This is a genomic window from Shewanella xiamenensis, assembly GCF_024971755.1.
Classification (GTDB): Bacteria; Pseudomonadota; Gammaproteobacteria; order Enterobacterales; family Shewanellaceae; genus Shewanella; species Shewanella xiamenensis.
This window is the reverse complement of sequence record NZ_CP079718.1, coordinates 4,359,627-4,373,197: the sequence shown is the minus strand read 5'-3', so window position 1 is coordinate 4,373,197 and position 13,571 is coordinate 4,359,627. Positions and strand designations below refer to the sequence as shown.

Genomic DNA, 13,571 nt, shown 5'->3' with positions numbered 1-13,571 from the left:
GTCTAATAGCGTTGCGACAATTCAGTTTTTATTCAGCTAAGGCTCTCTATACTCGAATCCAAGCAAATAATCATAAGAGGTGCTTGGCATGGAAAATATGGCATTAAGAGTCAATATTGAAGGCAGAGAAGAGAAAGTCAGCACAGACTGGTTTGCGATTATGGCAACGCTTCAAAAGCGCGGTGTAGATTATGATTCGCTACAACGAATTCATGCTGAGCTCAATGCAGGTCTGAAAGTGACAACAAGACGGTTAACGCTGGCCAAACTGAATCTAGATATGGGACTGGCTGGGATTATTCGTGGAACGAATGAATATAACGCTGATATTCATGGTGTTTGTTAAGCAGAATCACGAGAGAAATAATAGGATATATAAAATTATATCCCCTTGGGTTTTCCAGCCTTCCAACCTTCACACAGCAGATTGAATTTATTGGTCGAGTCGTCAATTCGTTTCAGACGAATGACTTGACCTTCACGAAAACACAACAGCTCGCCTTCGATCTCTGTTAAGCGATTACAGCTCTTACAGCTTGTGCTGGCAGTTTTGCTGTCAGACATTTGGCTTACAAAGCTAGATTTCACAGTGTTTCCTTAACAATAAATATAAAATGGTTTAATTCAATGCGTGTATCACGGATTTTACTCCTTTTGTGATACACATTCAAATTAGTTATTGCTGAATTAACTTTAGATGAAAGTCGTATGTTATGCACTGGAAATTTATTAATTATTGATTGATATGGGAATAATATTTATCCAGTGAAACCGACAAGCCACTTTCAAGTACAATCCGCACATGGGAAGGTTTGAGCTGCCTTGGTTCTGTTACCCCACATGCATGGGCTATTAGCGCCAAGTCGTGGTGTAGATTATGGTTATAATTGGCAACTCGGTTAGATTTGTCTTTTGGATCAAGTCCTTGCTGAAGTTTTTTATTGTGTGTGGTAATTCCAGTGGGACAAGTATCCTTGTTGCATTGCAATGCTTGAATACAGCCTAAGGCGAACATATTCCCACGGGCTGAGGCGATAAAGTCAGCGCCTAAGGCGAGCGCCCAAGCGACCCGTGAAGGGACGATGAGTTTACCAGAGGCGATCACTTTGATACGTTTACGCAATCCACGTTGAATCAATACATTAACCAAAATAGGTAGACTTTCTTTTAGCGGTAGGCCAACACAATCCATTAAAGGTTGCGGCGCGGCACCTGTTCCACCATCGGCGCTATCTAAGGTAAAAAAGTCTGGAGCAGATGCTTCTCCACGACGTTCAATTTCATCGCAAAAATCCTCAAGCCATGTTACGTCGCCGAGTACGGCTTTTATTCCTGTGGGTTTACCCGTGACTTCGCGCACTCTGGCAGTCATATCCAGAATATCGCCAACATTTTTAAACTCGATATGACCGTTGGGACTGATGGAATCTTGTCCCTGTGGAATACCGCGAATATGGGCGATTTCCTCTGTCACTTTTACGCCAGGTAGGATGCCACCTTTACCGGGTTTTGCGCCTTGACTCATTTTGATTTCAAACATTTTGACTTGAGGGTGCGCCGCAATTGTTTTGAGTTTGTTATCGTCTAAATGGCCGTGCTCGTTACGAACGCCATATTTGGCGGTGCCGATTTGAAAGACTAAATCACAGCCGCCCTTTAAATGATAAGGGCTTAAACCGCCTTCACCTGTATTTAACCAACAACCTGCCTGCGCCGCACCATGGGATAAGGCGGTGATAGCGGGGCGGGACAGGGCGCCAAAGCTCATGGCAGAGATGTGGCAAATGGTATTAGTGGTGTAAGGTTCGCGGCAATCGGCGCCAATAGTCAGCGGATGAATGGGTGTAATGTCCTCATCTTGGGTCGGAAAGGCGGTATTCATAAACATAATCGTACCAGTCGTGTCCAAGGGCCGGGTCGAGCCAAATGCTATCGTTCTATCGACATTTTTAGCCGCTCTATATACCCAGCTTCGTTCTGCGCGGTTAAAGGGGAGTTCTTCCCTGTCCTGGGCAAAAAAGTATTGTCTGAAAAATTCACCTTGTTTCTCAAATAAATATCTAAAACGACCAATCACAGGATAGTTATGGCGTACTGCCTGTTTGGTTTGCAATTTGTCAGCAAAGTACATGTAGACAATGGCTAGAGCGCCAAAACCGATAATGATTAAAAACAGCCCAGATAAGAGATCTAGTCCCCACATAAACCAATTCAATTCGTGCATCTTGTTATCCTCTATTCATTGCCGTAGCGGGTGGAGATCAAGCTGGCAGGTTGTCCATCATTAATGGAAAGTAAAAACAACTGGCTGTAATCATCTTCACTGATGTTGGTAATTTCAGGGCCACCGAGAGCCTTGATGATAAGTGGCACGGTGTTGGAGTGCCCTGCAATTAAGCTGTTACCTTTAACCGCATGTACTTGTTCCACAATATGTTGGATATGGGTTTCGAGAGGTTTTTTTGCCTCGAGCACAGTAATCGGTAAATGCCGCTCCGTTGAAATCGGTAATAAGGTTTGCTGAGTCCTTTGATATTGGGTCGCAATCAGCTGTGAAATGGGGGTACGTTTTAAGGCGCTGATAAGCGCCTGAGCACGTATATTGCCACTGGCTGAAAGGGGAGGATCGCCTGCGGGCTCATCAGCTTTTTCTGCATGTCTTACGATAATGATTAATCGATTATCGGCAATAGCTTGATTGATCGGACTAAGTCCAATGCTGGCGAAGAATAGCAGACTTATCAGTAATGATTGTATTAGCGTTCCTGAATTGAAACCGATTCTTCGATTATGCCGCAAAAAACCATGTACATACTGGGCGGTTGCCATGCCTTATATCCTTATTTTATGGGCGTGTGCAAGAGTGGGGTTAGGATGGTATTGAATAAACAAACCTATTCTCTATTTGTATCATCGCATTAAGTATGAATGGTACTGCAATTTATAAAATTGCTAAAGTTGCTCAAATTTTGGTCGATAATTAAGTCTCCCCAAGTTGAGTGGACTAGCATCATGGAAATCAATAACCCTGCACAGGTACAGAGTACTTCTTCGACCCACAGTAAATATGCTGAAAACGCGGCAAATAGTGATAAGACGAAAAATGTGGATGCCACCTCTAAACAGACGGCGCAGCAAACCAGTAAGCAGTTAATGAATCAAGCGATTCTATCTGCGCAGGAAGATGTAAGCCTAAAGTCGGGTGATCAATCTATGACTTTGCTTTATCGCGCAGCAATCGAAGCGATAAACAAAGAGTTAGCCCCTTCTATGGGCGAGAACGCGATTCAAACCGCCTATGATAACGGTGTCGATACATCCCCCGAGGCCACTGCCGATCGTATTGTGAGTTTCGCGACGCAATTTTTTAGTGTTCATCAGCAGCAAAATTCGAATATGAGTTTTGACGAACAGCTCGACAGCTTTATGACCATCATTGGTGGCGCTATCGATAATGGCTTTAAAGAGGCGAGGGATATTTTATCTGGTCTTAAAGTGCTGCAGGGCGACATTGCCGATGGTGTGGATAAAACCTATGGGCTTGTCCAAGAAGGATTACAGGCCTTTAGGGACAGTTTTAATAAAAAATCAAATGAGACTCAAGCAACTAACACTTAATTTAATCTTGCATATCTTAACTCTTAAGCCCCTTACGATAAGGGGTTTTTGTTGTGTGAATAACCGTCTATGCTAGGAGCCTATTTAACGTTTTGCTTGAGGGCGAGTTATGTGGACTAGGGGACGCGTTATTGAACGTATTGATTGGAACGACAAGTTATTTTCACTGCGGATAGCGGCCGAGTTAGCTCCCTTTATTCCCGGTCAATTTATTAAACTCAGTCAACTGCAAGATGATAAGCGTATCGCTAGAGCTTATTCCCTTGTTAATTCTCCCGATAAACCCAATGCCGAGATTTTGGCTGTTGCTGTAGAGGATGGCCAGTTATCCCCACAATTACAGAATCTTACCATCGGTGATGAAATAGACATCACTCCAACGGCAACGGGTTTTATGACCTTAGATGAGATCCCAAAGGGAGAATTACAAGGTCGGCATTTATGGTTTTTAGCCACAGGTACGGCCATCGGGCCATTCTTATCCATGCTGGATACCGCCGAACCTTGGCAGCGTTTTGAGAAGATCGTACTTGTCTATGGCGTGCGCGAAGCTAAAGATTTAGCCTACCTCGATAAACTAAAGGCTTATTCGATGCAATATCCAGATCAGTTTATCCTGTGTTTAACTGTGACCCGTGAAAAGCTTGATGACGCATTGCAATGTCGTATCCCCGATGGCTTAGTCTCGGGTGAAATCGAGCGAAAAGTCGGATTAACCTTAAGTGCGGCGGATTCCCAGGTGATGATTTGCGGTAATCCTGGGATGATTAGTGGCGCCCAAGCGGCATTGCTTGATAAGGGGCTCTCGAAAAATTTACGCCGTGCTCCTGGGCAAATTACCGTAGAAAAATATTGGTAATAATGCGAGTGTTTAGTATCCGTTACCAAAGTATTCGTTGCTTTATAGTTGTCATTTAGAAGGATTTTTTGATGAAGTTGCTCTGCTCCCTTGCGTCACCCTATGCTCGCTGTGTTCGTAGCTTAATCAGTTATTTAGGGATTAAAGATATTGAAGAAGTCCTCGTTAATCCAATGGAAAATACGGCACAGTTGCTTGATGTAAATCCGTTAGGTCAAATTCCTTGCCTGATCACGAATGATGGCGTGCCTATTTTCGATAGCGAAGTGATTATGCGTTATCTGGACGCAGAATTAGGTTCACAGGAAATGTTTGGCGGTCAACCTTATAACTGGGTATTGCAGTGCCAGTACTCGATGATCAAGGGATTAATTGATAGCGCGGTGAAGTTGCGCCAAGAGCAAATGCGTGAAGATGAGGGGGTGAGATCAGCTTTTTGGACATCACGTTTTGAGCAGGCTCTGCTGCGTGGGTTGATGCAGATGGAGCATCAGAGCGTGATTACTCAAGCAACCATACAAGCACCACAGTTAGCGTTAATCTGTTTGTTGGATTATATGGATTTCAGACACCCTGAACTCGATTGGCGTAAAGTTGCTCCAGCGACTGCGATCTGGTTTAGCGAAATGCGTGATTTACCTGCGTTTGTAGATACTCGCCCACAATAAATATTGTCAATGGTCGGTTAAGCGCCGGCCTTTAGGCTTATCTCGGCGATTATGTTCACCAAATGCGCCGAAGAGCTCTTTAGTCATGCCGTAGTCAACTCGGCGATCGTTACCAGCTTGGCGCCTATCGTCATAGTGTTTATAGTGGCACTGACATTGGCTTTGGGTGCAGCCTTTCATTGGAATTTCAGGCGCTTCTTTTGACAGGAAGCGTTTTCCTTTAATTGCATCGACCTGTTTGCAGCAATTAGCTTCGTTTTCAATACTCACGCAGTGGAAGGCATTCAATATCGTCGTTCCGTGCTTTGCTTGTTTTGCCGAACTCGTGGTTTTGGCAAACGACTTGTGCTGCTTTTGACTATTTTGGTAGGTCATAAATATCACTAGTCCAAGAATAGTAATGAAGAGTAGTAGCATGCTAAACATAATACCTCCCAACTATTTTTAAAAATTAAGATTCAGTTTAGTTTGGTTTGAGATAATTCGCCTTTTTATATCTTAATTTCATTAAAAACAAAAAGTTATACTAACTATTGCTCTCCTCAAGTCGATCAATTACTCTTGCGAAACTGATAACTATTATCATTTTTAATCTAAGAACGACTCACGTTTGACGTCATCATTTTGAGGAGAAATCGCGAATGAAATGGGTAACTTGTGCCGCTTTAATTGGGTTAATATCGGTTGCACAGTCTGCACATGCGGATGAAAAATTAACGGTTTATTCCTATCGTCAAGCATTTTTGGTTGAGCCCATCTTGAAGCGCTTTACTGAAGAAACAGGCATTGGCGTGAATGTGGTGTTTGCCAAAGACGGGATTGCCGAACGTATCGCCCGTGAAGGTCGCTTATCGCCCGCCGATCTAGTGTTAACTTCAGATTTTTCTCGTTTGGTCGAATTAGTCGAAAAAGATCTGACTTCTCCCGTGAAAAGTGAGCAGCTCAATAGCAATATTCCTGCGCAATACCGCGATCCGGATGGGCAATGGTATGCCTTGACGATGCGTGTTCGTAACCTCTATACGGCAAAAGATCGCTTAGGCCCACAAGCGATTAGTTATGAAGAACTCGCCGATCCTAAATACAAAGGTAAGATTTGTACTCGCAGCGGTAAGCATCCTTACAACATCGCCTTGGTGGCTTCGATGATTGCTCATCACGGTGAGGCGGACACGAAAACGTGGCTACAGGGCGTGAAAACTAACTTAGCCCGCAAGCCTCAAGGTAACGATCGCGGACAGGTTCAAGCGGTAAAAGAAGGCCTATGTGATATCGCGATTGGTAACAGCTACTACTATGGCAATATGCTGCAAGATCCGGAGCAAAAGAGCTGGGCTGAAGCTGTTGTGATTAATTTCCCGAATCAGGCTGACCGCGGTGCCCATGTCAACGTTTCTGGTATGGTGCTTACTCGCCACGCGCCGAATAAAGACAATGCTATCAAGTTGATGGAATTCCTCTCTGGCGATGTGGCGCAAAAAGCCTATGCCGAAGTGAATATGGAATATCCAGTAAAAGCCGATGTTGCACCTTCAACCTTAGTGGCCTCTTGGGGCGAGTTTAAATCTGATAAGTTGCCGATTTTCAAGCTGGCCGAATATCACCAAGCAGCAGTGAAATTGTTAGATGAAGTGCAGTTTGACCTCTAGTTAGGCAGTTAAATCGATAAGTGCGCCATTAATTGGCGCACTTGTTTAAAGGAGCCACATGATTTTAGGATTAGCCAGAAGCTGGTCGCTTACTGGTTATGCCATAGCTGTGCTACTGGTGTTACCCCTCGTTGCGTTATTTCTTCAAGCGGCTCAGCCCGATGAGGCCGTTTTTGGTCATCTACTTTCTACTGTATTACCGACATACATTACTAATAGCTTATGGTTGATTCTGTGGGTGAGTATTGGCTCACTGTTGCTGGCGTTGCCCTGCGCTTGGTTAATGGCGCGCTGTGAATTTGTCTGTAGACGGTATTTGCAATGGGCTTTGTTATTGCCTTTGGCCATGCCAGCCTACATTGTTGCCTACGTGTATACGGATTTATTTGATTACGCCGGCCCAGTACAAAGGAGTTTGCGCGCGCTCTTTGGTTGGAGCTCTCCGCAGGATTACTTTTTCCCTGATATTCGCACCTTAGGTGGCGCTGCGTGTGTGTTATCGCTGGTGTTATTTCCCTATATTTATCTGTTAGCGCGTACCGCGTTTATGGAGCAATCCTTAAGCTTGGCGCATGCATCAAGGATCATGGGCTGCTCGCCGTGGCAGAGTTTTTGGCGCTTATCTTTGCCGATGGCAAGGCCCGCTTTGGCCGTGGGTGTGGCATTAGTGGCGATGGAAACCGCAGCGGATTTTGCAACGGTTAACTATTTTGCCGTGCCAACCTTAACGACAGCCGTATATGACACTTGGTTGGGCTATGGCAATTTAACCGCCGCGGCAAAGCTCTCGGCCATTATCCTGCTGGTGGTGTTTAGCTTGATTGGCGTTGAGCGTTTTGCTCGCCGTAAGCAGCAGTTATTCCAAAAACAGTCCCGCATTCAAGTGAGCGATTTATATCGGCTCTCACCGATGCAAACCCTGTTTGCCCTCGGTTATTGCATCACCTTGTTACTGCTGGCCTTTGTGCTGCCAAGCGGCATTTTACTCTCCTACGCTATCGGTTATTTTGAGCAGAGCTGGGATTCGATTTTCTGGCAATTGAGCGTGAATAGTTTGAGCCTCGCGCTCATTACTAGCCTAGTGTGCTGCGCGATTGCATTGATATTGATGTTTATTCGCCGTGTGAGCCCAAGGACGAGTGATGCATTGCCATCGCGCTTGGCTTCAACTGGCTATGCTTTACCCGGAACGGTACTTGCCATTGGTGTATTGGTGCCATTAACCCTGCTGGACTTTGCGATTAACGACGTCGCCGATTGGTTGGGGATGGCAGGCCCTGGGCTCTTGCTCACTGGCAGTACGGTTGCGCTGGTTTTTGCTTTTTGTGTGCGCTTTGTGGCCATTGCGATTGGCAGTGTTGAGACTAGCTATAAACGCATCTCGCCCTCATTAGACATGGTGAGTCTAACTCTTGGGCAAAGCCCTCGACGTTTGCTCCAAAGAGTGCATTTACCGCTACTCACCAAAGGCTTATTTGCTGGGGCGTTGTTGGTATTTATCGAAAGCATGAAAGAATTACCGGCGGCATTGTTGCTGCGTCCCATAGGTTTTGAGAATCTCGCCACCTATGTCTTCCAGTTTGTCTCAGACGAAAAGCTTGAACATGGCGCCTTGCCTGCCATTGTGATTGTGCTCGTGGGCTTGGTCCCGCTGATTTATTTAAACCGTTCTTTGGAGCAAGATAGCCGATGACCAGTACGCTCAATCTTCATCAAGTCCATAGTGATTATCAGGGCCAACAGATACTCAAAGGCTTAGATTTGACCCTGGCACAGGGGGAAATTCTTGCGCTGCTCGGCCCAAGTGGCTGCGGCAAAACCACCTTGCTGAGGGCAGTGGCAGGATTGCAGGCGATTAGCCAAGGTGAGATCCAAATCAATGGCAAGACGGTCAGCGGCGAAGGGCAATTTGTGCCGAGTGAGCAACGGGGCATAGGGATGATTTTCCAAGACTATGCTTTGTTCCCGCATTTGACCGTCGCCGAGAATATTCTCTTTGGTGTGGCAAAATTAACGCCAGCGCAGCGCAAGGCGCGGTTAGATGACATGCTCGCCCTGGTAAAACTTGAAGGCTTAGCCAAGCGTTATCCCCATGAGTTGTCAGGTGGTCAGCAGCAGCGGGTGTCGATTGCCCGCGCATTAGCCTATGAGCCGCAATTACTGTTACTCGATGAGCCATTTTCGAATATCGATGCACAGGTGCGCCACAGCATGATGGCGGAGATCCGCAGCATTCTAAAGCAGCGTAATGTTAGTGCGGTTTTTGTTACCCATAGCAAAGATGAGGCCTTTGTGTTTGCCGATACCTTGGCCATTTTTAATCAAGGTGTGATAGTACAACATGGCCGAGCGGAAGACTTATATGCCGCACCAAATAGCCGCTATGTGGCTGATTTTCTCGGCAGTGGTAACTATTTACCCGCCGAGGTTGTTGATGGCCACCGTGTTGTCACTCCCATTGGTGAGCTGCGAAGCCTCACGCCCTTGTCAAAGTCTAATGCCTTTAATGGCCAAGTGTTTTTGCGGCCACAGCAATTGGCGCTCAGTGCTGATGATGCAGGCGTTGGGACGATTACCGAGCGGCGCTTCCTCGGCGCATTTTGCCATTATTGGGTGAAAGTGGAGGCGGCATCCCACGCTTATTATGTCGAAGTGCGTAGTCAAATCATGCAGTTCAATGTCGGCCAACGAGTGGGTTTAAGCACTGAGCCGCATTCTCTCGTGTTATTCGAATCTTAGTTTAAGTGCTGTGGCGTCATCGCAATCCGTCAGTTGCGCAAAGACGGTGACATTTTTGCTTACGTTTAACTTGAGCAAAAAATGTCTCGTTTGCTGATATTTTCAACCTTCCTTGTTACCTTAATTCCTCCAGCCTTGGAGGAATTATGATAAAAACAATAAAATCAATTTGTACCTTAGTCACAGTGGCGACAGCAATGTCGTCCTCGGGAGTGTTGGCCATGGATAGGATCACAGGTAAAGCCTTTGCGACGCGCTCAGAAGTGTATGCTACCCAAGGAATGGCGGCCACCAGTCAACCGCTGGCGACACAGGTCGCGATTGATGTATTAAAGCAGGGCGGTAGCGCCGTCGATGCGGCCATTGCAGCTAATGCCATGCTGGGCTTAGTCGAGCCGACTGGTTCAGGTATCGGTGGTGATTTATTTGCCATTGTTTGGAGCGCGAAAGATAAAAAACTGTATGGCCTTAATGCCTCCGGTCGCAGCCCCAAATCCTTAACGCTAGAGAAGCTTAAATCACTCGGATTAGACTATTTACCGCCATTAGGGCCGCTACCCGTATCGGTACCTGGGGCCGTGGATGGTTGGTACGAACTGCACGATAAATTTGGCAAGCTGCCGATGGCCGATAATTTAGCGCCAGCGATTCGTTATGCCCGCGAAGGTTTCCCTGTCTCCGAGTTGATTTCCTATTACCTTGAGGGCAGCAGTAAAAAGCTCGCTCAATTCCCCGGTTTTAAAGAAACCTATATGCCTAATGGCAAAATGCCTGCGGTGGGCGAAATCTTCAAAAATCCTGCACTGGCAAACACCTATGAGAAAATTGCTAAAGGCGGCCGCGATGCCTTCTACAAGGGTGACATTGCCAAAAGTATTGATAAATACATCAAGGCTCAAGGTGGCTATTTAAGTTATGAAGACTTAGCCAGCCATACCAGTGACTGGATTGAACCCGTATCGGTCAACTACCGTGGTTACGATGTGTGGGAGTTGCCGCCAAATGGGCAGGGGATTGCCGCGCTACAGATCTTAAAGACCATGGAACCCTTCGATGTCGCCGCCATGGGCTTTAATAGTCCCGAATATGTGCACTTATTTGTAGAGGCCAAAAAACTCGCCTTTGCCGATCGCGCGAAATTTTATGCCGATATGGCCTTTAACAAGGTGCCTGTAAAAGAGTTGATCTCGCAGCAGTATAATTACGATCGCGCCAAGTTAATTGATTTAAACAAGGCGGCTAAGAGTGTCGATGCGGGCAATCCTGCGCTGCAACATGGGGATACTGTGTACCTCACTACCGCGGATAAAGACGGCAACATGGTGTCGCTGATCCAGAGTAACTACCGCGGCATGGGCTCAGGTATGACGCCGCCGGATCTCGGCTTTGTGCTGCAAGATCGCGGGCAGATGTTCGATCTCACCGAAGGTCGATTTAACACCTATGCGCCGGGTAAGCGGCCCTTCCATACCATTATTCCCGCCTTTGTGACCAAAGACGGTAAACCTTGGCTCAGTTTTGGGGTGATGGGCGGCGCAACACAGCCGCAAATGCATGCGCAGATTATTATCAATCTGATTGATTTTAAAATGAACTTGCAAGAAGCGGGTGATGCCCCCAGAATTTTACACTCAGGTTCGACTGAGCCTACGGGGGAGATAATGAATGACGGTGGCTATGTGAGCCTTGAATCAGGCTTCCCCGTTGAAACTCGCCGTGAGCTGATGAAGAAAGGCCATGTGCTTCGCGATGTTCTCGGTGATTTCGGTGGCTATCAAGCCATTGGCTTTAATGCAGAAACGGGCGTTTACCGCGGTGCATCAGAAAGCCGAAAGGATGGTTATGCCGCAGGATATTAACGCATCACTCGTTTTGCTCTACTGAAGCGAATGCAGAATAGACAAAATTGACGAGGCGTAATGGCCTCGTCAATTTTTATATTTCAGCCTCAAAAGGCCTTTACATCACAAAGACGGACAAACTGTGCGTTACTTAATGTCATTTTCAGGTAAAGTTGCGGATAATATTGCCGAAAATGAATCGACAACAGGGTGATAACCAGATGGATATTCAAAATATGCCGCGTGAACAGTTGGGTGTGTGTGCAGAGGGAAACTTACATAGCGTCTATTTGATGTTTAATGCGAGCGACAACGATAACGTTGAATCGCAATTGCGTCCCTGTATTGCCAACGTTGCGCAGTATATTTATGAGTTGACGGATCAGTATTCCGACAGTGCATTCAATGGTTTTGTGGCCATAGGCGCCAACTATTGGGACAGTCTCTATCCCGATGCTCGCCCCGAAATGCTTAAGCCTTTCCCGGCGATGCAGGCGGGTAACCGCGAGGCGCCTGCGATCGAATACGACCTGTTTGTGCATCTTCGTTGCGATCGTTACGACATTTTGCATTTAGTTGCCAACGAAATCAGCCAAATGTTCGAAGACTTAGTCGAGTTAGTCGAAGAGGAACGCGGCTTTAGATTTATGGATAGTCGCGACTTAACAGGCTTTGTCGATGGCACCGAAAACCCGAAAGGGCGTCATCGCCAAGAGGTCGCCTTGGTTGGGGATGAAGATCCTGAATTTAAGGGCGGCAGCTATATTCACGTACAAAAGTACGCCCACAACTTGAGTAAGTGGCATAGATTACCGCTTAAAAAGCAAGAAGATATTATCGGTCGTACCAAGCAAGACAACATCGAATACGAGTCGGAAGATAAGCCATTAACCAGCCATATCAAGCGGGTAAACCTCAAGGATGAAAACGGCAAGTCCATCGAGATTTTGCGCCAGAGCATGCCTTACGGCTCGCTCAAAGAACAAGGTTTGATGTTTATTTCAACCTGCCGCACGCCGGATCACTTCGAGAAGATGCTCCATAGCATGGTGTTTGGCGATGGTGCGGGTAATCACGACCACTTGATGCACTTCACCAGCGCATTGACGGGTTCTTCTTTCTTCGCCCCAAGCTTAGATTTTTTGATGCAATTCGATAATTAACCCTTAGCAAATCGCGACTAAACGCACTGAGCCTTAAAACCTCAGTGCGTTTTTGTTTGTGGGCTTAGCTCGCCGCTGTCCACTTATTGATATCGAGCTGCCATTGCTGAGCGGTAAAATCGATAAAGGCGCGCACTAGCGCTTGTTGGTAGCTGCGAGATAAGTACACGGCCCAAAGGGTTTGCCCAGGTGCCGTGTATTCGGGGAGCACTTCTTGCAGTTGACCGCTGGCCAGATATTGATTAGCTAAGTCACAGGGCAAGTAGGCAATGCCATGCCCACGCAATGCGGCGCTAACCAGCACTCCCATTTCATTGGCCATCAGATTCCCCATAGGTTTAATCAGCTCACTCTGTTGCTCCTTGAGTAGCTGCCAATGTTGCTGCGAACTATGGATAAGGCAATTATGGCTGATCAGATCGTTAGAGACGGTTAACGGCTCGGCTTGAGCCAAGTAACTGGGCGCGGCGCACAGCACAGCATCTATGCTCATCAATTTACGGGCAATCAAATTCTCATCGGGCTGCTCGGTATAGCGCAGTGCCACGTCCACCCGCTCATCCACTAATTGAGCAAAACTATCCGACATTAACAGCTGAATATTGACCTTAGGGTGCAATTTTATAAAGCGATCGACCACATCAAACAGTCTGTGCTGCCCAAGTCCGACGGGTGTGGCAATACGAATGCTGCCGACTAATTCAGTGTTATGACTATGGGCGCGGCTTTCCATTGCGGCGACTTCACTCAGCACCCGCTGACAATATTGCAGGGCTTCTTCACCCTGTAGAGTGAGGCTAACGCTGCGGGTGGTGCGGTGTAGCAGGCGTAAACTGAGCCACTGCTCAATTTCTTGAATATGGCGAGAAACCTGTAAACGACTGAGATCGAGGTGTTCTGCGGCCTTAGTAAAGCTGCCACAGTTAGCCACTTCGATAAAGCTACGCATAGCGGCGATTTTATCCATATATAATTACACCAATTAGTATCTCAATCTGAAACAATCCTGCTCATTTATCGATATTTATCACGCT

Annotated in this window: 14 protein-coding genes; 9 read left to right on the top strand and 5 right to left on the bottom strand. The window is 46.6% G+C overall.

Going from position 1 to position 13,571, the window contains the following annotated elements; all coding sequences use genetic code 11:
- Window positions 1-88: 88 nt before the first annotated feature.
- The gene (locus KXJ80_RS20275) at window positions 89-346 is read left to right on the top strand and encodes a hypothetical protein (RefSeq protein ID WP_037414299.1); all 258 of its coding nucleotides are present in this window, start codon (window positions 89-91) and stop codon (window positions 344-346) included.
- A 35-nt stretch (window positions 347-381) separates the two neighbouring features.
- Here KXJ80_RS20275 and KXJ80_RS20270 read toward each other — a convergent pair whose 3' ends face one another.
- From KXJ80_RS20270 to KXJ80_RS20260, 3 genes are all read right to left on the bottom strand, one after another.
- Window positions 382-588, bottom strand: coding sequence for a hypothetical protein (locus KXJ80_RS20270; protein WP_037414301.1), 207 nt, complete (start codon window positions 586-588; stop codon window positions 382-384).
- Window positions 589-733: 145 nt separating this feature from the next.
- Window positions 734-2,224 carry an FMN-binding glutamate synthase family protein gene (locus tag KXJ80_RS20265; protein WP_218737446.1) on the bottom strand — a complete coding sequence of 497 codons (1,491 nt, stop codon included), beginning with the start codon at window positions 2,222-2,224 and terminating at the stop codon, window positions 734-736.
- Window positions 2,225-2,235: 11 nt separating this feature from the next.
- On the bottom strand, window positions 2,236-2,829 hold the full coding sequence (locus KXJ80_RS20260; RefSeq protein WP_218737445.1) for a histidine phosphatase family protein: 594 nt from the start codon (window positions 2,827-2,829) through the stop codon (window positions 2,236-2,238).
- Window positions 2,830-3,012: 183 nt separating this feature from the next.
- Between KXJ80_RS20260 and KXJ80_RS20255 the strand changes: the two genes are divergently transcribed.
- The 3 genes from KXJ80_RS20255 to KXJ80_RS20245 all read left to right on the top strand — a co-directional run bounded on the left by KXJ80_RS20255 (window position 3,013) and on the right by KXJ80_RS20245 (window position 5,145).
- Window positions 3,013-3,618, top strand: coding sequence for a DUF5610 domain-containing protein (locus tag KXJ80_RS20255; protein ID WP_037414307.1), 606 nt, complete (start codon window positions 3,013-3,015; stop codon window positions 3,616-3,618).
- 109 nt (window positions 3,619-3,727) lie between these two features.
- Window positions 3,728-4,477 carry a ferredoxin--NADP reductase gene (locus tag KXJ80_RS20250; RefSeq protein WP_218737444.1) on the top strand — a complete coding sequence of 250 codons (750 nt, stop codon included), beginning with the start codon at window positions 3,728-3,730 and terminating at the stop codon, window positions 4,475-4,477.
- A gap of 71 nt (window positions 4,478-4,548) precedes the next feature.
- Window positions 4,549-5,145: a glutathione S-transferase N-terminal domain-containing protein gene (locus KXJ80_RS20245; protein WP_218737443.1), complete on the top strand. Its 597-nt coding sequence runs from the start codon at window positions 4,549-4,551 to the stop codon at window positions 5,143-5,145.
- Window positions 5,146-5,151: 6 nt separating this feature from the next.
- On the opposite strand, the gene KXJ80_RS20240 is transcribed toward KXJ80_RS20245, so the two are convergent.
- The gene (locus tag KXJ80_RS20240) at window positions 5,152-5,571 is read right to left on the bottom strand and encodes a hypothetical protein (RefSeq protein WP_218737442.1); all 420 of its coding nucleotides are present in this window, start codon (window positions 5,569-5,571) and stop codon (window positions 5,152-5,154) included.
- Window positions 5,572-5,786: 215 nt separating this feature from the next.
- On the opposite strand from KXJ80_RS20240, the gene KXJ80_RS20235 reads away from it, so the two are divergent.
- The 5 genes from KXJ80_RS20235 to KXJ80_RS20215 all read left to right on the top strand — a co-directional run bounded on the left by KXJ80_RS20235 (window position 5,787) and on the right by KXJ80_RS20215 (window position 12,537).
- Window positions 5,787-6,794, top strand: a complete 1,008-nt coding sequence (locus tag KXJ80_RS20235; RefSeq protein WP_088586139.1) for a Fe(3+) ABC transporter substrate-binding protein — start codon at window positions 5,787-5,789, stop codon at window positions 6,792-6,794.
- A gap of 58 nt (window positions 6,795-6,852) precedes the next feature.
- Entirely contained in the window at window positions 6,853-8,487 is a 1,635-nt protein-coding gene (locus tag KXJ80_RS20230; protein WP_218737441.1) for an ABC transporter permease, read from the top strand.
- Window positions 8,484-9,533 (top strand): ABC transporter ATP-binding protein, encoded by a 1,050-nt coding sequence (locus KXJ80_RS20225; protein ID WP_218737440.1) that lies wholly within the window; start codon window positions 8,484-8,486, stop codon window positions 9,531-9,533. Before KXJ80_RS20230 ends, KXJ80_RS20225 begins: the two co-directional genes overlap by 4 nt.
- A 146-nt stretch (window positions 9,534-9,679) precedes the next feature.
- The gene (gene ggt / locus KXJ80_RS20220) at window positions 9,680-11,392 is read left to right on the top strand and encodes a gamma-glutamyltransferase (RefSeq protein WP_218737439.1); all 1,713 of its coding nucleotides are present in this window, start codon (window positions 9,680-9,682) and stop codon (window positions 11,390-11,392) included.
- Window positions 11,393-11,595: 203 nt separating this feature from the next.
- Window positions 11,596-12,537 carry a Dyp-type peroxidase gene (locus tag KXJ80_RS20215; protein WP_037414323.1) on the top strand — a complete coding sequence of 314 codons (942 nt, stop codon included), beginning with the start codon at window positions 11,596-11,598 and terminating at the stop codon, window positions 12,535-12,537.
- A 64-nt stretch (window positions 12,538-12,601) separates the two neighbouring features.
- On the opposite strand, the gene KXJ80_RS20210 is transcribed toward KXJ80_RS20215, so the two are convergent.
- Window positions 12,602-13,504: a LysR family transcriptional regulator gene (locus KXJ80_RS20210; protein WP_218737438.1), complete on the bottom strand. Its 903-nt coding sequence runs from the start codon at window positions 13,502-13,504 to the stop codon at window positions 12,602-12,604.
- Between the last annotated feature and the right edge of the window lie 67 nt (window positions 13,505-13,571).